At 68.9% G+C, this 18,439-nt stretch carries 14 protein-coding genes; 9 read left to right on the top strand and 5 right to left on the bottom strand.

Annotation, left to right across the window (positions count from 1 at the left end; all coding sequences use genetic code 11):
• Positions 1 to 74 precede the first annotated feature (74 nt).
• From rluD to G582_RS0103950, 3 genes are read left to right on the top strand one after another with little or no spacing between them, the layout of a single operon-like run.
• Complete coding sequence (gene rluD, locus G582_RS0103940; RefSeq protein WP_028838722.1) at positions 75 to 1,055, top strand: 23S rRNA pseudouridine(1911/1915/1917) synthase RluD; 981 nt, start codon at positions 75 to 77, stop codon at positions 1,053 to 1,055.
• Positions 1,052 to 1,870 carry a peptidoglycan editing factor PgeF gene (gene pgeF, locus G582_RS0103945; protein ID WP_028838723.1) on the top strand — a complete coding sequence of 273 codons (819 nt, stop codon included), beginning with the start codon at positions 1,052 to 1,054 and terminating at the stop codon, positions 1,868 to 1,870. The genes rluD and pgeF overlap by 4 nt, the downstream gene beginning before the upstream one ends.
• The gene (locus G582_RS0103950) at positions 1,867 to 2,409 is read left to right on the top strand and encodes a DUF4166 domain-containing protein (protein ID WP_028838724.1); all 543 of its coding nucleotides are present in this window, start codon (positions 1,867 to 1,869) and stop codon (positions 2,407 to 2,409) included. The genes pgeF and G582_RS0103950 overlap by 4 nt, the downstream gene beginning before the upstream one ends.
• Here G582_RS0103950 and G582_RS0103955 read toward each other — a convergent pair.
• Positions 2,382 to 2,669, bottom strand: a complete 288-nt coding sequence (locus tag G582_RS0103955; RefSeq protein ID WP_028838725.1) for a GIY-YIG nuclease family protein — start codon at positions 2,667 to 2,669, stop codon at positions 2,382 to 2,384. The two genes, G582_RS0103950 and G582_RS0103955, sit on opposite strands and share 28 nt — an antisense overlap.
• Positions 2,666 to 3,976: a M20/M25/M40 family metallo-hydrolase gene (locus G582_RS0103960; RefSeq protein WP_028838726.1), complete on the bottom strand. Its 1,311-nt coding sequence runs from the start codon at positions 3,974 to 3,976 to the stop codon at positions 2,666 to 2,668. The genes G582_RS0103955 and G582_RS0103960 overlap by 4 nt, the downstream gene beginning before the upstream one ends.
• A 133-nt stretch (positions 3,977 to 4,109) precedes the next feature.
• On the opposite strand from G582_RS0103960, the gene clpB reads away from it, so the two are divergent.
• Positions 4,110 to 6,692, top strand: a complete 2,583-nt coding sequence (clpB, locus tag G582_RS0103965; RefSeq protein ID WP_028838727.1) for an ATP-dependent chaperone ClpB — start codon at positions 4,110 to 4,112, stop codon at positions 6,690 to 6,692.
• Between the two features lie 49 nt (positions 6,693 to 6,741).
• On the opposite strand, the gene ybaL is transcribed toward clpB, so the two are convergent.
• On the bottom strand, positions 6,742 to 8,412 hold the full coding sequence (gene ybaL / locus G582_RS0103970; protein WP_028838728.1) for a YbaL family putative K(+) efflux transporter: 1,671 nt from the start codon (positions 8,410 to 8,412) through the stop codon (positions 6,742 to 6,744).
• Between the two features lie 112 nt (positions 8,413 to 8,524).
• The gene (locus G582_RS0103975) at positions 8,525 to 10,903 is read right to left on the bottom strand and encodes a TonB-dependent receptor plug domain-containing protein (RefSeq protein WP_028838729.1); all 2,379 of its coding nucleotides are present in this window, start codon (positions 10,901 to 10,903) and stop codon (positions 8,525 to 8,527) included.
• A 143-nt stretch (positions 10,904 to 11,046) separates the two neighbouring features.
• On the opposite strand from G582_RS0103975, the gene G582_RS0103980 reads away from it, so the two are divergent.
• From G582_RS0103980 to G582_RS0104000, 5 genes are all read left to right on the top strand, one after another.
• Complete coding sequence (locus G582_RS0103980) at positions 11,047 to 12,906, top strand: ABC-F family ATP-binding cassette domain-containing protein (protein ID WP_028838730.1); 1,860 nt, start codon at positions 11,047 to 11,049, stop codon at positions 12,904 to 12,906.
• A gap of 39 nt (positions 12,907 to 12,945) precedes the next feature.
• Positions 12,946 to 14,160, top strand: coding sequence for a cation:proton antiporter (locus G582_RS0103985; RefSeq protein WP_028838731.1), 1,215 nt, complete (start codon positions 12,946 to 12,948; stop codon positions 14,158 to 14,160).
• Positions 14,161 to 14,184: 24 nt separating this feature from the next.
• Positions 14,185 to 14,475 carry an FmdB family zinc ribbon protein gene (locus tag G582_RS15395; RefSeq protein ID WP_038052755.1) on the top strand — a complete coding sequence of 97 codons (291 nt, stop codon included), beginning with the start codon at positions 14,185 to 14,187 and terminating at the stop codon, positions 14,473 to 14,475.
• A 361-nt stretch (positions 14,476 to 14,836) separates the two neighbouring features.
• Complete coding sequence (gene aspS, locus G582_RS0103995) at positions 14,837 to 16,603, top strand: aspartate--tRNA ligase (RefSeq protein ID WP_028838732.1); 1,767 nt, start codon at positions 14,837 to 14,839, stop codon at positions 16,601 to 16,603.
• A gap of 118 nt (positions 16,604 to 16,721) precedes the next feature.
• A complete protein-coding gene (locus G582_RS0104000; RefSeq protein WP_028838733.1) occupies positions 16,722 to 17,240 on the top strand; it encodes a GNAT family N-acetyltransferase in 519 nt (172 codons plus the stop codon).
• 33 nt (positions 17,241 to 17,273) lie between these two features.
• Here the strand turns inward: G582_RS0104000 and G582_RS0104005 are convergent, their stop codons facing one another.
• Entirely contained in the window at positions 17,274 to 18,386 is a 1,113-nt protein-coding gene (locus tag G582_RS0104005) for a metallophosphoesterase (protein WP_425476534.1), read from the bottom strand.
• Positions 18,387 to 18,439: the final 53 nt, after the last annotated feature.

Here is an 18,439-nt window from a genome sequence, read left to right on the forward strand (position 1 = left end):
CTGGATAATACCAGCCCCCGGCGAAGATCAAGGCCGGGCGCTTTCCGCCGGTGCCGGCGGCTTACGGAACCTTCATGCATCAGACCGAACCCCGCATCGCCCTTGTTCCCGACCACTGCGCCGGCCGTCGGCTTGACGCGGTGCTGGCGGAACTGTTCCCCGAATACTCCCGCTCGCGGCTGTCGGCCTGGATCAAGTCCGGCGACGTGGTCGTGGACGGCGCGCCGGCGCGCCCGCGCGATCCGGTCCGCGGCGGCGAAACCATCGCCCTGACCGTGGTCGAGGAGGTGCAGACCCACGCGGTGGCCGAGGACATCCCGCTGACCGTGCTGTACGAAGACGAGCACGTCTTCGTGATCGACAAGCCGGCTGGGCTGGTGGTGCATCCGGGCGCGGGCAATCCCGCCGGCACCATGGTGAACGCGCTGCTGCACCGCGACCCCGATCTGGACAAGCTGCCGCGCGCCGGCATCGTCCATCGCCTGGACAAGGACACCAGCGGCGTGATGGTGGTGGCCCGCACCCTCGTGGCGCATACCTCGCTGGTGGCGCAGCTGTCGGCGCGCGAGGTGCACCGGCAGTACCTGGCGGTGGTGGTGGGCGCGCTGGTGTCGGGCGGCACCGTCAACGCGGCGATCGAGCGCCATCCGCGCGACCGCCTGCGCATGGCCGTGCGCGAGGATGGCAAGGACGCGGTGACCCACTACCGCCTGCGCGAGCGCTTCCGCGCCCATACCGCGCTGGAGTGCCGGCTGGAAACCGGCCGTACCCACCAGATCCGCGTGCACATGGCGCACCTGAAGTACCCGATCCTCGGCGATCAGCTGTACGGCGGATCGCTGAAGCTGCCGAAGGGCGCTTCGGAGGAACTGATCGCGGTCCTGCGCGGCTTCAGGCGCCAGGCGCTGCATGCCGAGGTGCTGGAGTTCGCGCATCCGGTCAGCGGTGAGCCGGTGCGCTGCGAGGCGCCGCTGCCGGACGACATGCAGCAGCTCATGCGCGCGCTGCGCGAAGACGCAGCGGCGCACGCCGAGGCCGAGCGCGCGCGGCGATGACCGTATTCCTCCACGCCGACTGGCCAGCGCCGCCCGGCGTGCGGGCGCTGACCACGCTGCGGCATGGATTGGGCGCATCGAAGCCGCCGTTCGATACGTTCAACCTCGGTGCGCGCTGCGGCGACGACGCCGAGGCGGTGGCGGAGAACGGGCGCCAGCTGGAAGCCGCGTTGCTGCTGCCGTCCTCGCCGCACTGGCTGAAGCAGGTGCATGGCGTTGAGGTGGTTCGCTTCGCAGCTCCTGCGCAGGCAGGGGGAGGCTGGGAGGGGGTTGGCTCGATTGAAGGGCAACCCCACCCCAACCCTCCCCTGCAAGCAAGGGCGGGGGAAGAGCCCGAGGCCGACGCGGCGGTGACCGCCACGGCGGGCACCGTGCTTGCGATCCTCACCGCCGACTGCCTGCCGGTGGTGTTCGCGGCGAAGGACGGTAGCGAAATCGCCGCTGCCCACGCCGGCTGGCGCGGCCTGTGTGCAGGCGTGCTGGAGGCCACGGTGGCGGCGATGCGCACCCCGGCTGACCAACTGGTGGCATGGCTGGGCCCCGCGGCCGGGCCGCATGCCTACGAGGTTGGCGAGGAAGTCCGTGATGCTTTCACCACCCGTGACGGCCGCGCGCGCATGGCGTTCCTGCCCACCCGCCCCGGCCACTGGCGGGTGGACCTGTACACGTTGGCGCGGCAGCGCCTGCTGGATGCCGGGGTGACCGACGTCCACGGTGGCGGCCTGTGCACGATTTCCGATCCCGCCCGCTTTTTCTCGCACCGCCGCGACGGCCGCAGCGGCCGTATCGCCACGCTGGCCTGGATCACGCCTTGAGCGCCGCGCCAGCGGCGACCTTGTTCCAGCAGGCGCTGGGTGCGGCGTTCTACACCCTGCCGGAGGCCGTGCGCCGCGTGCATGCGGTGCGCGGCACGGCGCGCTATGTCGGGATCGCCAGCGTCGAACGCGGCCGCAACCCTCTGGCGCGGCTGTGCGCGCGCATCGCCGGGTTGCCGAAGGCGGTGTGCGATGCACCGACCACGGTCGAGTTCATTGCCGACGCGGCGCGTGAAACCTGGCGCCGCGATTTCGGGGGCACACGCATGCAGACGCGGCTGGCGTTCAAGCGTGGTCTGCTGCGCGAACGGCTGGGGCCGCTGCAATTTCGCTACCACCTGCATCCGGGCGATCAGGCGCTGTGGTGGCAGGTCGCTGGTGTGCGCGTGTTCGGCCTCCTGCCGCTGCCGGCCGGCTGGTTCGAGGGCGTGCGTTGTCGCGAACGCGAGCACGCCGGTCGCTACGAATTCCTGGTGGAGGCACGCCTGCCGCTGGTGGGGCTGGTGGTGCGCTACGAAGGCTGGCTGGCGCCGGCCTGAGCGGCGTCGGCGCCGTCGAGCAGCCAGCCCAGCTTGCGCGCCTTCGGCTGGCGCTTGAGCGCGCATTCCGCGCGCAGCGCGCTGCCGCGGTCCGGATAGGCGCGGCTGCCGAGCACGCATTCCGGTGGGTGCGAACGGGTGTACTTCGCGCCCGTGCCGGCCGCATGCTGGCGGAACCGGCGTTCGACGTCGGTGGCGATGCCGGCATACAGGCTGCCGTCGCGGCAGCGCAGCAGGTACAGGTGCCAGCCGTCGGTCATCGCGGCGTGCGCGCCAACCGCCCCATCAGCACCGCGCTGCGCAACGCCTGGCGCGGGATGCTCGCCAGGTCGACGGTCTCGCCATCGGCGTGCGCGCGCGATCCGGCTGCGCCCATCCCGGCAAGCACGTCCGCGTCGGCGGCGACGAAGCTGGAGTCGGCGGCGCCGCGCTTGGCCGGATCCCACTCACCCATCGTCGGCAGGCCGAGATCGGTGTTGACCTGGTTGAGCAGGGCGAGCAGGGCGCGATTTCCGGCGGTGGGTGCCATCGGCGGATAGGCGTCCGCGAACACCAGCGTCGCGCCCGTCTTCGGCAGGTGCTGCGCCACGATCGCCTGCATCCGCGCCCGTGTGCGTGCTTCCTGCTCCGGCGTCAGCGCCCGCAGGTCGCCCACCGCGGCCGCGCGTTCCGCCATGATGTTGGTCTTGCCTGCGGCGCTGCCGCGGGCGCCGTCCGGCGCGAGCGCCGCCGGCGTGCCGCCGACCATGAGGCCGACATTGAGGGTGAGGTTGGGCTCGGGGAGCTCGCGCCGGAACCCGTCGAGGATGCGCGCCAGTTCGTAGTTCGCCCCGTAGCCGAGCGCGTCGCCGAACACGCCGCTGGAATGGCCGGTCAGGCCGGTGGCGGTGAGCTCCCAGTCGGCCACGCCGCGCCGCGCGATGGTCGCGTGGTCGCGTCCGCCATCGACGATCAAGCCCTCGTACTCCAGCGCCACGTCTGCCCATTTGCCCGCCGCGACGAGATCGGCGCGTGCCGCCTCCAGCGGCGTGCCGGCGGATTCCTCGTCGCCGGTCAGCACCACCTTGATGTCGGCATCTCGCAACGTGCCGGCGGCATGCATGGCGCGCAACGCGGCGACGATGATCACCACGCCGCCCTTGTCGTCACCGATGCCGGGGCCGGTGGCGGTATCGCCATTGCGGACGAAACGCTGGAACGGCGAGTCCGGCTCGAACACGGTGTCCAAGTGGCCGATCAGCAGGATGCGCTTGCCGCGCCCGTTGCCCGTATGGGTGGCGACGAGGTGGCCCGCGCGCCCGGTCGCGCGCATGTCGATCCATGCCACGTCGAAGCCCAGCGGCTCCAGCTCGGCGCGGACGATGTTGCCCGCCGCCTTCACGCCGGCCAGGTTGAGCGTGCCCGAATTCTGGTTGACCAGCCGCTCAAGCAGCGCCATCGCGTGCGGCTGGTCGGCCTCGATCGAGGCCTGCAGGCGTTGCTCGGCGGCCACAGGCGTTGCTCCGGCACAGGGGCCGACGGACAGCGCGAGCAGCAGGCCGCAGGCCAGGACGCGGGAGCGGAGCATGGGCAGATTCCGGGTGGAAAGCGGCGACCATAACCCAGTCTCAACGAGTGATGCGATTTGACTTGAATCACGGCGCGGCAGCCGCATGTGGAGGACATTGGGCCGCGCCGGCCCCGACTCACAGGATCCCGTCATGCGAATGGACAAGCTCACGTCGCGTTTCCAGCAGGCGATCAGCGACGCCCAGTCGCTGGCCGTCGGCCGCGACCACACCATCATCGAACCCGCCCACCTGCTGCTGGCGCTGCTGGACCAGCAGGGCGGCGGCACCCGCCCGCTGCTGGCGCAGGCCGGCGTCAACGTGCCGGTGCTGCGCGAGCGCCTGGTCGAGGCGCTGGACCGGCTGCCCAAGGTCAGCGGCCAGGCCGGCAACGTGCAGGCCGGCAACGACCTCATCCGCCTGTTCAACGTCACCGACAAGCTGGCCCAGCAGCGCGGCGATGCCTACATCGCCAGCGAGCTGTTCCTGCTGGCGGCGCTGGAGGAATCCGGCGAAGCCGGCAAGGCGCTGAAGGCCGCCGGCGCGAACAAACAGAAACTCGAAGCGGCCATCGACAAGCTGCGCGGGGGCGAGAAAGTGACCGACGAGAATGCGGAAGACGCGCGGCAGGCGCTGGAGAAATACACGATCGATCTCACCGCGCGCGCGGAGAGTGGCAAGCTCGATCCGGTGGTGGGCCGCGACGAGGAGATTCGCCGCACCATCCAGGTGCTGCAGCGGCGCACCAAGAACAATCCGGTGCTGATCGGCGAGCCGGGCGTGGGCAAGACGGCGATCGTCGAAGGCCTGGCCCAGCGCATCATAAACAACGAAGTGCCGGAAGGCTTGCGCGGCAAGCGCCTGCTGTCGCTGGACATGGGTGCGCTGATCGCCGGCGCCAAGTTCCGCGGCGAGTTCGAGGAGCGGCTGAAGGCGGTGCTGAACGACCTGTCGAAGAACGAAGGCCAGATCATCCTGTTCATCGATGAACTGCACACCATGGTCGGCGCCGGCAAGGCCGAAGGGTCGATGGACGCCGGCAACATGCTCAAGCCCGCGCTGGCGCGCGGCGAGCTGCACTGCATCGGCGCCACCACGCTGGACGAATACCGCAAGTACGTGGAGAAGGATGCCGCGCTGGAGCGCCGCTTCCAGAAGGTGTTCGTGGGCGAGCCGTCGGTGGAGGACACGATCGCCATCCTGCGCGGGCTGAAGGAGCGCTACGCCGTGCACCACGGCGTGGAGATCACCGACCCGGCCATCGTCGCCGCCGCCACGCTGTCCAACCGCTACATCGCCGACCGCCAGCTGCCGGACAAGGCCATCGACCTGATGGACGAGGCCGCCTCGCGCATCCGCATGGAGATCGACTCCAAGCCGGAGGAGATGGACCGCAAGGAGCGCCGGCTCATCCAGCTCAAGATCCAGCGCGAGGCGCTGAAGAAGGAGAAGGACGCCGAGTCGAAGCAGCGCCTGGCCGATCTCGAAAAGGAGATAGCCGTGCTGGAGCGCGAGTACAGCGACCTGGAGGAGGTGTGGAAGGCCGAGAAGGCCACCCTGCAGGGCGCGACCCGGATCAAGGAGCAGATCGAAGCCGCGCGGCTGGAGCTGGAAGCCGCGCAGCGCAAGCAGGATTTCGCCGCGATGAGCGAGATCCAGTACGGCCGAATCCCGGAGCTGGAGAAGCAGCTGGCCGCCGCACAGGAGGCTGAAACGAAGGGCTTCACCCTCCTGCAGGACAAGGTGACGGCGGAAGAGATCGCGCAGGTGGTGGCGCGCTGGACCGGTATCCCGGTCAGCAAGATGCTGGAAGGCGAGCGCGAGAAGCTGCTGCAGATGGAAGCGCAGCTGCACACCCGCGTGGTGGGGCAGGAAGAGGCGATCAAGGTGGTGTCCGACGCGGTGCGCCGTTCGCGCGCCGGCCTGTCCGATCCCAATCGCCCCAGCGGTTCGTTCCTGTTCCTCGGCCCCACCGGTGTGGGCAAGACCGAGCTGTGCAAGGCGCTGGCCGAATTCCTGTTTGACAGCAGCGATGCGATGGTGCGCATCGACATGAGCGAGTTCATGGAGAAGCACGCGGTGAGCCGTCTGATCGGCGCGCCCCCGGGCTATGTCGGCTATGAAGAAGGCGGCTACCTGACCGAGGCAGTGCGTCGCCGTCCGTACAGCGTGATCCTGCTGGACGAGGTGGAGAAGGCGCATCCGGACGTGTTCAACATCCTGCTGCAGGTGCTGGACGATGGCCGCCTGACCGATGGCCAGGGCCGCACCGTGGATTTCCGCAACACGGTGATCGTGATGACGTCCAACCTCGGCTCCCACCAGATCCAGGAGCTGGCCGGGGATGATTCACCCGAAGCCTATGTGCAGATGAAGGCCTCGGTGATGGGCGTGGTGCAGGCGCACTTCCGGCCGGAGTTCATCAACCGGCTGGACGACATCGTGGTGTTCCACCCGCTGGACAAGGCGCAGATCAAGCAGATCGCGCGCATCCAGCTGCGCGGGCTGGAAAAGCGGTTGGGCGAGCGCGGCATCCGCATCGAACTGAGCGATGCGGCCTTTGATCTGCTCGGCAATGTCGGTTTCGATCCGGTGTACGGCGCGCGCCCGCTCAAGCGCGCCATCCAGCAGCAGCTGGAGAACCCGCTGGCGCAGGACATCCTGGCCGGCAGGTTCGGCAATGGCGATACGGTCAAGGTGGATGCCGACGGTGGCAGGCTGGTGTTCGTGAAGTAACCGCCAAGTACGCCCCGCCGGGTGGCTGTTGCCACCCGGCGGGGATGTGTCAAGCCCGCAGGGCGCGATAGGGCGGCGTGGCCATCACCATTTCGGTCAGCGAATAGGCCAGCTCACGCTCGGCCAGTACCGCCGCGTCGGCGCCGTGGCCGAGCAGGTGCTTCACCTGCGCTTCGCTGTGGGCGCGTGCGAGCACGCTGAGGGCTGGATTGATCGCCTTCAGCCGCTCGATCGCCTCGCCGGCCTCCAGTGCCTGTGGCATCGCGAAGATCGCCAGGTTGGCGCGCTCCGGCGCCGCTTCCTGCATCACCCGCCGGTTGGCGACGTTGCCACGGACGGTGGGGAACCCACCGGCGCGCGCCTGCACCACCCGGTCGGCATCGTCCTCGATCACCACCACCGGTACGCCGCGTTCCTTCAGCAGCTGCGCCAGCTGGCTGCCGACGCGGCCGTAGCCGACCACGATGGCGTGGCCGCCGATGTCCAGCGGCACCACGTCCGGCTCCGGCGGCGCATTGGCGAGGACGCGCGCGTCTTCGCGCAGCTGCCAGCGGTCCAGCACCATGAACAGGATCGGGTTGAGCATGATGGTGATCAGCGCGCCCGCCAGCACCAGGTCGTGGCCGTCCTTGGGCAGGATCTTCAGCGACAAGCCAAGGCCGGCGATGATGAAGGCGAATTCGCCGATCTGCGCCAGGCTGGTGGAGATGGTCAGTGCGGTGGCGTTGGGGTGGCCGAACGCGCGCACGATGGCGTAGGCGGCAATGGACTTGCCGAACACGATGATCAGGGTGGTCGCCAGTACCTGCAGCGGATGCTCGATCAAGATGCGCGGGTCGAACAACATGCCCACCGAGACGAAGAACAGCACCGCGAAGGCGTCGCGCATCGGCAGCGAGTCCTGCGCCGCCTGGTGGCTGAACTCGGACTCGTTGAGTAGCATGCCGGCGAAGAACGCGCCCAGCGCGAAGCTCACCCCGAACAGTTCGGCCGAACCGAACGCCACGCCCATAGCGATCGACAGCACCGCCAGGGTGAACAGTTCGCGCGAGCCGGTGCCGGCGATCCGTTCCAGCACCCACGGGATCGCGCGGCGGCCGACGATCAGCATGAACGCGACGAACGCTGCGACCTTGCCGAAGGTGATCGCCAGCGCTTTGATGATGTCGCCGGCGCCGACTTCTTCGCCACCGCCCAGTGCCCCGGCCAGCGCCGGGATCAGCACCAGCGCGATCACGCAGGCCAGGTCTTCCACGATCAGCCAGCCCACCGCGATCTTGCCGCGGCGGGTATCCAGCAGGCGCCGTTCCTCCATCGCCCGCAGCAGCACCACGGTGCTGGCGGTGGCCAGCGAGAAGCCGAAGATCAGCCCCTCGATGTGGCGCCAGCCCATCAGCTCGGCCAGGCCCCAGCCCAGCAACGTGGCGACCGCGATCTGCCCGACCGCACCGGGAATGGCGATGTTCTTCACCGACATCAGGTCGCGCAGCGAGAAGTGCAGGCCCACCCCGAACATCAGCAGGATCACGCCGATCTCCGCCAGCTGCGGCGCCAGCTCCGGATCGCCCACGAAGCCGGGCGTGAACGGCCCGGCCAACACCCCCGCCAGCAGGTAGCCCACCAGCGGCGACAGCCGCAGGCGGTTGGCCAGTGCGCCCAGCGCGAAGGCGAGCACGAAGCCGAACACGAGGATGGCGATGAGCGAGGTGTGATGCGGCATGGGGGCTCCGACAGGGCGATGCCCCGATGATCGCACGCGTCAGGGACGGGCCGGAAACCGAAACGCCCCGGAAATCCGGGGCGCTCGGGTGGAAATGAACGCGGGGTTCAGCTCACCATTTGTAGGAAACGCGGCCGTACACGTAGCGGCCGTTGAAGCCGAACGGCGAATACAGGCTGTAGGGGAACATGCCGAAGGTGGAGTTGGCGTAGACGTTCTCTTCCGGGTATTCGTCCAGCGCGTTGTCCGCGCCCAGCGTCGCCACCCAATGCTGGTTCGGGCGGAAATTCACCGACAGATCCAGCGTCCACTTGCCCCCGTAGGTTTGGTCCTGCGCCGGGTTGCTGGCGTGGCGGGCGGTCACCTCGCCGTAGCGGGTCGCGCCGGCATTGAAGTCCCAGCGCTGCAGGTTCCAGCCTGCGGTCAGCGCGAACTTGTCGCGCGGCGAGCCTTCCTCGATGCGCCCGCGCTCGTCGCGTCCCATGCGCTCCAGGTTGGCGCCCAGCGCCGACAGCGCCGCCGGGTTGGGGGCGATGCGGGTCACCTCGGTCTTGTTGTAGTTGTAGCTGGCGGTCAGGTTGAGGTTGCTGGCGTCCAACGGCACGTTCCAGCTGCCGACCACGTCGACGCCGCGGGTGCGGGTGTCGATGGCGTTGTTGAAGTAACGTGCACTGGTGACGTTGGTGATGCCGAGCCCGGCCAGCAGCGCCTGCGCCGCGGCGTTGTTGGCGATGTTGAGGTTGGACGAGAGCACGATGCGGTCGTCGATTTCGATTCGGTAGGCGTCGATGGTCAGGTAGAGGCGCTCGACCGGCTGCAGCACCAGGCCCAGGCTGTAGGACAGCGAGGTTTCCGCCTGCAGCGGTTCCGCCCCCAGCGCCTGCGCCGCAGCGCCTGCAGCGGGGAAGGTGCCGGTCTCGTAGGCCACGCCGCTGGTGATGTTGGTGGTGACGGCCTGGTAGTGCTGCTGCGCCAGCGACGGCGCGCGGAAGCCGGTGGCGACGGTGCCGCGCAGTGCGGCCTTCTCGGTGAACGCGTAGCGCGCCGACAGCTTGCCGGAGAACTGGTCACCGAAGTCGGAATAGTCCTCGTAACGCCCGGCCAGGCCGGCCGAGAACTTTTCGGTGAAGTCGCCTTCAAGCCCCGCGTACAGCGCGTAGTTGTGGCGCTCGTAGTTGCCGGCGTTGCGCGGGGTGAACCCGCCGAAGCCCTGTGCGCCGGAGCCGAAGTAGGAACTCGCCTCACCCGCGCTCTGTTCCCAGGTTTCCTCGCGATGCTCGGCGCCGAGCGAAAGCGTGGCCGGGTATTCCAGGCCGATGTTCACCGCCTTGGAGAAGTCCGCGTTCACCACCTGCTGGGTGTACTGCAGCGCGCCGTCGTAGAAGCTGCGGGGACTGGCGGTGCCCAGCGCGTAGTTGATGGTGTTCTGGGTGCGGAAATCCAGCCGGCTGTCGCCGAGGCTGTAGCTGAAGTCCCAGTTCCAGTCGCCGGCACTCACCCCCTTCAGGCCCACCACCACGCTGCGGTCGCGCGCGTCCTGGTTGATCTCCGGCACGTAGCCATCCGGGTAGACCTGGGCCAGCAGCGCGCCTTGGCCACTGTGGTTCTTCGAGCGGTAGAACGCGAACGAGGTGATGTCGCGCTTGCTCGACATCGCGCTGACGTACAGGTTGTTCTCGCCGATGTTCAGGTTGGCATTGAGCGAAAGCGCTGCCTGGTCGACGTCGGGATCGCCCAGCTTGAACGCCGTCTGGCCGACGCCGGGGAAGTTGCCGGTGTTCGGCGCGCTGCCCTGGTAGGGGCCGGCGCGGTTGGTCATGTCCTGATGGCCGGTCTGCGCCGCCACATGGATGGTGCCGCCGCCGCCGCTCAGGGTCAGGCCGGTGTCGCCGGACAGCTGCCACTGCCGGCCGTCGCCTTCGGAATAGCGGCCACCGGCGAGGGCGATGCTGCCGCCTTCGCCCGCGCCCTTCAGCACGATGTTGACCACGCCGCCGATGGCGTCAGAGCCGTATTGCGCGGAGGCGCCGTCGCGCAGTACTTCAACGCGCTCGATGGCGGCGACCGGAATGGCGTTCAGGTCCACCGCCGAGGAGCCGCGGCCGATGGTGCCGTTGACGTTCACCAGCGCCGAGATGTGGCGGCGCTTGCCGTTCACCAGGATCAGCACCTGGTCCGGCGAAAGCCCGCGCAGCTGCGCCGGGCGCACGCCGCTGGTGCCATCGGCCATGCCCGGGCGCGGGAAATTGAGCGAGGGCAGGGCGCGCGCCAGCGCGGTCGCCAGCTCGGTGGTGCCGGTGGCTTCCAGCGTTTCCGGGGTCAGGATGTCGATCGGTGACTGCGATTCGGCCACGGTGCGGTCGGCCACGCGGGTGCCGGTAACGATCAGGGTGTCGAGCGTGCGCGCGTCCTTGCCGGCCTGCTGCGCCAGCGCCGGGGTGGCGGCCAACAGCGAGGACAGGGCAAGCGCGAGGGGGGTAATGCGGGGCATGACCATCTCCGTTCGGGGGGGTAAGACTGTTTAACACCGGCTTAACCGGGCTGCAAACACGCCGGCGGCATGCGCACATGCGTTAACGTAGGTTGTTTTCCGGGGCGATTCGCGCGCCGGCTTTCCCGTACACTCGCCGCCCCATGATTTCCTTCCGCAATTTCGCCCTCCGGCGCGGCGAACGCCTGCTCCTGTCCAACGTCGACCTGGCCCTGCACGCGGGCTGGCGGGTCGGCGTGGTCGGACGCAACGGTGCCGGCAAGACCTCCCTGTTTGCCGCGCTGATGCGCGAGGTCGAGCCCGACAAGGGCGACCTCGACCTGCCCGGCAAGGCCCGCGTCGCCTCGGTGGCGCAGGAAACCCCGCACCTGCCGGACCCGGCCATCGATTTCGTGCTGTCCGGCGACGAAGCCGTGCACGCCGCCATCCAGATGGAAGCCAATGCTTTCGCCGCCGAAGACTGGGAGGCGGTGGCCGAGGCCCACCATCGGCTGGAGGAAGTGAACGGCTACGACGGCACCGCCCGCGCCGGCAGGCTGCTGCACGGCCTCGGCTTCCCGGCCGAGGTGCATGAAAAGGCGGTGTCCGACTTTTCCGGTGGCTGGCGCGTACGCCTGAACGTGGCGCGCGCGCTGATGACGCCGTCGGACCTGCTGCTGCTCGACGAACCCACCAACCACCTCGACCTCGACGCCGTGGTCTGGCTGGAGGAATGGCTGAAGCGTTACGACGGCACGTTGCTGGTGATCAGCCACGACCGCGAATTCCTCGACAACGTCACCACCCACATCCTGCACCTGCACGACGGCACCGCGAAGCTGTACATCGGCAACTACACCGATTTCGAGCGCCAGCGCGCCGAGCACCTGCGCCAGCAGCAGATCGCGCACGAGAAGGAACAGGCCGAGCGCGCCCATCTGCAGAGCTTCATCGACCGCTTCAAGGCCAAGGCCAGCAAGGCCAAGCAGGCGCAGTCGCGGGTCAAGCGGCTGGCCAAGCTGGCCGGCACCGAGGCGGTGCGGGCCGAGCGCGCGCTGCACATCACCCTGCCCGAACCGCTCAAGCTGCCCAATTCGCTGCTGTCGCTGCACGACGTGGACTGCGGTTACGGTGCGGATGCGCGGATCCTGGCCAACGCCAATTTCGGCCTGGAAGCCGGCGACCGCATCGGCCTGCTCGGCCCCAACGGCGCCGGCAAGTCCACCCTGGTGAAGACCTTGGTGGGCGAGCTGGCGCCGATGTCCGGCGAGCGCAAGGCGCACCCGGACCTGCGCATCGGCTATTTCGCCCAGCACACGGTGGAATCGCTGGCATTCGGCACCAGCCCGCTGGACCACCTGCGCAAGCTGGATGCGGACGCGCCCAACCAGGTGCTGCGCGACTTCCTGGGCCGCTGGAATTTCCCCGGCGACCGCGCCTTCGAAGTGATCGACACCTTCAGTGGCGGCGAGAAGGCGCGGCTGGCGCTGGCGCTGATCGCCTACCGCCGCCCCAACGTGCTGCTGCTCGACGAACCCACCAACCACCTCGATCTGGACATGCGCGAAGCGCTGGCCGAGGCGCTGTCAGATTTCGACGGCGCCATCGTGATGGTCAGCCACGACCGCCACCTGATTGGCCTGGTCTGCGACAGCTTCTGGCGCGTGGCCGGCGGCAAGGTGGAGCCGTTCGACGGCGATCTGGACGAATACGCCGCCTGGCTGCGCTCGCGCCCCGGCAGCGACAACCCGAAAACCCCCGCACCCAAGGCCGAACCGGCGCTGCCGGCGCTGCCGCCCGAACCGAAGAAGCCGGCGGTGAAGATCAATCCGCACAAGCTGCAGAAGGCCGAGGAACGGGTGGCGCGGCTGGAAGGAAAGCTGGCCGAATTCGATGCGCAGATGGCCGATCCCGCGGTCTACGCCGATGCCGGCAAGGTGGCCGACATCGGCCGCCAGCAGATGCAGCTGCGGCAGGAGCTTGAAGCCGCCGAGGCGGAGCTGCTGGCGCTGTACGAAGGCTGACGTGCGGCGCATCCTCGAGCGCGCGGTTAGGCTGAACGCATGAGCCGCGAACTTGTCTACCTGCTGTTGATCTTCGCCCTGCTGGTGATCCCGCGGGCGCTGCAACGCTTCCGGCTGCCGGCGCCGATTACCTGCCTGGTGTTCGGCATTGGCGCCATGCTGGCGCTCGGCAGCGGCGTGCATGACCCGGTGGTGACCCTGCTGTCGACCCTGGGGATCTCCTCGCTGTTCCTGTTCGCCGGACTCGAAGTGGACATGCGCGCGCTGCGCCGGGGGCTGTGGCCGCTGCTGGTGCACCTGGCGATCCGCATCGGCAATCTCTGCCTGTTGGCCTGGCTGGGCTGGCGCTATCTGGATCTCGGTTGGCAGGCCGCTGCGCTGGTGGCGTTGGCCCTGCTCACGCCCTCCACCGGCTTCATCCTCGACACCCTGGAGCGGCTGGGGCTGGATGAAGAGGAGCGCTTCTGGGTGACCAGCAAGGCGATTGCAGGCGAGCTGCTGGCGCTGGCGGCGCTGTTCGTGGTCCTGCAGGCGGACGATCCGGTGCAGCTGGGGCTGTCCGCGCTGGCGATGGCGGCGCTGATGGTGGGGCTGCCGCTGCTGTACGTTGCGTTCGGGCGCTGGATCGCGCCGCACGCGCCGGGATCGGAATTCTCGCTGCTGGTGATGGCCGGCTTCGTCGCCGCCTTCATCACCTACAAGCTGGGCGTGTACTACTTGGTCGGTGCGTTCATTGCCGGTCTGATCGCGCGCTTGCTGCGCGTGCGCATCCCGCGCATGGCCTCGGACGAGAACATCAACGCACTGCGCCTGTTCGCGTCGTTTTTCGTGCCGTTCTATTTCTTCCATGCCGGCAGCCAGATCGCCCGCGATGCCCTGAGCCTGGAAGCGCTTGGCCTCGGCCTGCTGCTGACCGCGCTGGTGGTGCCGCTGCGGGTGGCGATGGTGTGGCTGCAGCGGCGCGTTCTGTTCCGCGGTGAACACCGGCAGAGCACCTTCCGGGTGTCGATCGCGCTGACGCCCACCCTGGTCTTCACCCTGGTGCTGGCCGAAATCCTGCACAGTCGCTTCGGTCTGTCTGCAACCCTGACCGGTGCGCTGGTGCTCTACACCGTGCTCAACACGCTGCTGCCGTCGCTGCTGCTGCCGGTGCCGTTCGATGTCGACCCGATGCAGGAGAACACCCCCACCGCCCCCGCCGATGCGCCCGCCGCGGTTGATAATGCCCTCGCTGCCCCCACTCCCGGCCAGTAACCTGGCCCATACGACTTCATCGCCATGCCGATCTACGCCTTCGCCTGCGCCGCCTGCGGGCACCATTTCGACAAGCTGCAGAAGCTGTCCGATGCCGATCCCGCCGTCTGCCCGTCCTGCGGCGCGGAAGGGCAGGTGCACCGCCAGCTGACCGCCCCGCAGTTCCGCTTGGCGGGCGGCGGCTGGTACGAAACCGACTTCAAGAAGGACGGCGACAAGAAGCGCAACCTGGCCGGCGATGCCGCCAAGCCGGCGGAGAGCAAGCCCGAGGCGAAGCCGGAAACGGCCAAGCCCGCGGCGGAAAGCAAGCCATAAGCGATCCCGCCGGAGATCCCGCGCCACTCGCGTGAAGGCGAGGATGGCGGAAAGTGCGTCTTTGCCCATCCCGCCAGCCGCCCGATTCTCCCCAGCGGGGCAGGGGCGGCCGCGCAACCAAGCGGATATCGGGCCGCGACTTGCGCGGCCGCCCCTGCCCCGCCGCCAGAACAGGCGCTTAGCCGCCGTCTCGCCATGCATCCCGCGTTCGGCCAAGCGTGTCGGGTCCGTCAGTCGAACCCGACCGCTCTCTTTGCCGGTGCCCCGCCGGCGTGCGCTCGCGGCTGCCCTCCCGGCATCGGCTAAAATACCCGGCTTCGCGCAGGCCCAACGCCCGCGCGCCCGCGTCCCCGGAGTTCCCATGCGTACCCATTTCTGCGGCCTGATCAACGAAGCGTTGATCGGCCAGACCGTCAGCCTGTGCGGCTGGGCCGACGTCGCCCGCAACATGGGCCAGATCGTGTTCATCGACCTGCGCGACCACGAGGGCATCGTGCAGATCGTGGCCGAACCCGCTGATACCGGCGGCAACGCCGACATGCTGGCTGCTGCCGCGGCGGTGGGTTACGAGGACTGCCTGCGCATCACCGGCACCGTGCGCCGCCGCCAGTCGGTCAACGACAGGATCAAGACCGGCCAGGTGGAAGTGGTGGCCACGCGCATCGAGCTGCTGAACAAGGCCGAGCCGCTGCCGTTCCACCACCACGAGAACCCGGGCGAGGACATCCGCCTGAAGTACCGCTACCTCGACCTGCGCAGTCCCGAGATGCAGCGCAAGATGCGCACGCGGACCAAGCTTGTCTCGGCACTGCGCCATTACCTCGACGCGCGCGGCTTCCAGGACATCGAGACCCCGATCCTGACCAAGGCCACGCCGGAAGGCGCGCGCGACTTCCTGGTGCCGGCCCGCATGCATCCCGGCGAGTTCTACGCGCTGCCGCAGAGCCCGCAGCTGTTCAAGCAGATCCTGATGATGGCGGGCTTCGACCGCTACTACCAGATCGCCCGCTGCTTCCGCGACGAGGCGCTGCGCGCCGACCGCCAGCTGGAGTTCACCCAGCTCGACATGGAGTTTGCTTGGGTCGAAGAACGTGACGTGCAGGACCTGACCGAGGACATGGTGCGGCATGTGTTCCGCGAGGTGGTTGGCGTCGAGCTGGCCGCGCAGTTCCCGCGCATGACCTGGGCGGAAGCAATGCGCCGCTACGGCTCCGATAAACCTGATCTGCGCATCGCGCTGGAGCTGGTGGACGTGGCCGAACTGGTGAAGGACTGCGAGTTCGCGGTGTTCACCGGCGCCGCCAACGATCCGAACGGTCGCATCGCCGCGCTGCGCATCCCCGGCGGCGCGGCGCTGTCGCGCAAGCAGATCGACGAATACGCAGCGCATGCCGCCAAGTACGGCGCCAAGGGCCTCGCGTACGCGAAGATCGACGAGGCCGGCGCGGTCAATTCGCCGGTCGCCAAGTTCTTCGCCGAGGGTGCGTTCGAGGCCGTGCTCAGGCACGTTGGCGCTGGCAATGGCGACCTCGTGTTCTTCGGCGCGGGCAGCTACAACAAGGTGTCCGACTTCATGGGCGCAGTGCGGCTGAAGGCCGGCAAGGACTTCGGCCTGGTGCAGGACGGCTGGAAGCCGCTGTGGGTCACCGACTTCCCGATGTTCGAATGGGACGAGGAAGAGCAGCGCTACGTCGCCCTGCATCATCCCTTCACCGCGCCGGCGGTGGATTCGATCGACGACCTGCGCGCCAACGCCAAGACCGCGGTCAGCCGCGGCTACGACATGGTGCTCAACGGCAACGAGATCGGCGGCGGTTCGATCCGCATCCATCGCCCGCAGATGCAGGCGGCGGTGTTCGACCTGCTGGGCATTGGCGCCGACGAACAGCGCGCCAAGTTCGGCTTCCTGCTGGACGCTCTGAAGTACGGCGCGCCGCCGCACGGCGGCATCGCCTTCGGCATCGACCGCATCGCCGCGCTGATGGCGGGCACCGACTCGATCCGCGACGTGATCGCGTTCCCGAAGACCACCGGCGCACAGTGCCTGATGACCGATGCGCCGTCGCCGATCGCCGACGCGCAGCTGGCCGAAGTGCACGTGCAGGTCAGAGCGCGAAACGACGCTTGAGATAACTCCCTCCCCTGCGCGCAGGGGAGGATTGGGGAGGGGTAAGCCGATGCAGCGAAACGACGACAGAGCGAACCCCCTCCCGGCCTCCCCCTGCGCGCAGGGGGAGGGGGAAAGCATGATCCCCATCCGCCGCGCCACCCTCCTCGATGCCGCAACGCTGGCGGAGCTGGGCGCGGCGACCTTTGTGGAAACCTTCGGCCATCTGTACACACCCGAAGACCTGCAGGCCTTCCTCGACGAAAGCCATACCGTCGAGGCCTACGCCAAGACGCTGGCGAACCCGGACTACGCGCTGTGGCTGGCCGAGCTGGACGGCCGCGCCGTCGGCTACGCGCAGGCCGGTCCCTGCGGCTTGCCGCATGCCGACGTGTGCCCGCAGGATGGCGAACTCAAGCGTCTGTATATCCGCGCCGACATGCAGAACAGCGGCAGCGGCCGCGCGCTGATGGATGCGGCGATGGCATGGCTGCTGCGCGACGGCCCGCGCACGCTGTGGCTGTCGGTGTGGTCGGAGAACCTCGGCGCGCAGCGCTTCTACGCGCGCTACGGCTTCGCCTTCGCCGGCGAATACGAGTTCATCGTCGGTGCGCAGCGCGACCGCGAGTTCATGTACCGGCGGCCTGCGCAGGCTTGACTTCGCAACCGCCGACGGGCCATGCGGAGAGGCTCAGTCCTGGTCGCGCGGGACTTCCTGCAGCGCCGGCAGCGCCTCCCGACGGCCATCCAGCAGGCCGCGGCTGAGCCGATCGCCCTCGATGAACAGCAGCTGCCCGGTCTTGCCGCGCTTGAGCCCGCCGTCGATGGCGATCACCCTGCCGCCGTGGAAGCTGGCTACCTCGCCGATGGTGGTGTGGCCGACGACGATCCGTGCGACGCCCAGCCTCGCCGCCAGCGCCTGCACCGCCGGCGTATCGAGTTGGCCGTCGAAGTAGCCGCGATACCAGATCGGGCTGGTCTTGTGGTCGTACAGCGGCGCGAGCGCGGGATCGGCTTCGACCTGCTTGCGCGGGGTGCCGAGGCTGCGCTGGTAGGCCGCATTGGTGGCCGTCATCGCATCGACCAGGCCAGCGTCCTGCGGCGCGATGCCGCCGTGCAGGAACAGCGTATCGCCCAGGCGTAGCAGCACCGGGCGCGTGCGCAGCCACTGCCCCAGTACCGAATCGGCGGCGTACAGCGCGTCATAACTGCGCCCCAGCAGGCGGGCGTTGTCGATCAGCGCCGGGTGCACGTAATGGGTGCTGCCGTACAGCGCCATCGTTTCGTGGTTGCCCAGCAGGAAATGCACGGCGCCGCCGGCGGCACGCGCCTGCTGCTGCAACTGGAACAGCAGCCACAGGATTTCAGTCACATCATCGCCGCGGTCGAACACGTCGCCGGCCACCACCAGGTGATCGCGTCCGGCGTTCCAGCGGTCGCCTCCGTCGATCACCCGGTGGGCCCGCAGCAGTTGCGCCAACAACGCGTACTGGCCGTGGATGTCGGACACCGCGATGATCCGCGCGCCCGCCGGCAATGGCATCTCGCCCGCATCGATCCGCGCCGGGATCGCCACTGCGTGCGGATAGCCGCAGCGCGGCTTGACGACGGCGCCGTCGCGCGCCGGCAGGCGGCTGCGCACCACCTTGCCGCCGCACACCCACAGCGCGTCCAGCTGGTTGCCCGCGGCATGGAAGACGTAGGGGCCGTCGCCAGCGATCGTGGCGAATGGCGGCGTCGGCCCGGTGGCGGCGCAGGCACCGATGAGCACCGCCAGCCCGCCCGGCAGCAGGCAGCGGCGCAGGACGGTGAGGAGGGGTTGGAAACGGGCGGCCATGCGGCTGTTCGGCGGGAGCG

The sequence above is a fragment of the Thermomonas fusca DSM 15424 genome (assembly GCF_000423885.1).
Classification (GTDB): domain Bacteria; phylum Pseudomonadota; class Gammaproteobacteria; order Xanthomonadales; family Xanthomonadaceae; genus Thermomonas; species Thermomonas fusca.

Excerpts from the sequence above, each read along its gene's own strand:
- rluD (WP_028838722.1), top strand. The coding sequence starts at position 75 with ATGCATCAGACCGAACCCCGCATCGCCCTTGTTCCCGACCACTGCGCC.
- pgeF (WP_028838723.1), top strand. The coding sequence starts at position 1,052 with ATGACCGTATTCCTCCACGCCGACTGGCCAGCGCCGCCCGGCGTGCGG.
- G582_RS0103955 (WP_028838725.1), bottom strand. The coding sequence starts at position 2,669 with ATGACCGACGGCTGGCACCTGTACCTGCTGCGCTGCCGCGACGGCAGC.
- G582_RS0103960 (WP_028838726.1), bottom strand. The coding sequence starts at position 3,976 with ATGCTCCGCTCCCGCGTCCTGGCCTGCGGCCTGCTGCTCGCGCTGTCC.
- clpB (WP_028838727.1), top strand. The coding sequence starts at position 4,110 with ATGCGAATGGACAAGCTCACGTCGCGTTTCCAGCAGGCGATCAGCGAC.
- ybaL (WP_028838728.1), bottom strand. The coding sequence starts at position 8,412 with ATGCCGCATCACACCTCGCTCATCGCCATCCTCGTGTTCGGCTTCGTG.
- G582_RS0103975 (WP_028838729.1), bottom strand. The coding sequence starts at position 10,903 with ATGCCCCGCATTACCCCCCTCGCGCTTGCCCTGTCCTCGCTGTTGGCC.
- G582_RS0103980 (WP_028838730.1), top strand. The coding sequence starts at position 11,047 with ATGATTTCCTTCCGCAATTTCGCCCTCCGGCGCGGCGAACGCCTGCTC.
- G582_RS0103985 (WP_028838731.1), top strand. The coding sequence starts at position 12,946 with ATGAGCCGCGAACTTGTCTACCTGCTGTTGATCTTCGCCCTGCTGGTG.
- G582_RS15395 (WP_038052755.1), top strand. The coding sequence starts at position 14,185 with ATGCCGATCTACGCCTTCGCCTGCGCCGCCTGCGGGCACCATTTCGAC.
- aspS (WP_028838732.1), top strand. The coding sequence starts at position 14,837 with ATGCGTACCCATTTCTGCGGCCTGATCAACGAAGCGTTGATCGGCCAG.
- G582_RS0104000 (WP_028838733.1), top strand. The coding sequence starts at position 16,722 with ATGATCCCCATCCGCCGCGCCACCCTCCTCGATGCCGCAACGCTGGCG.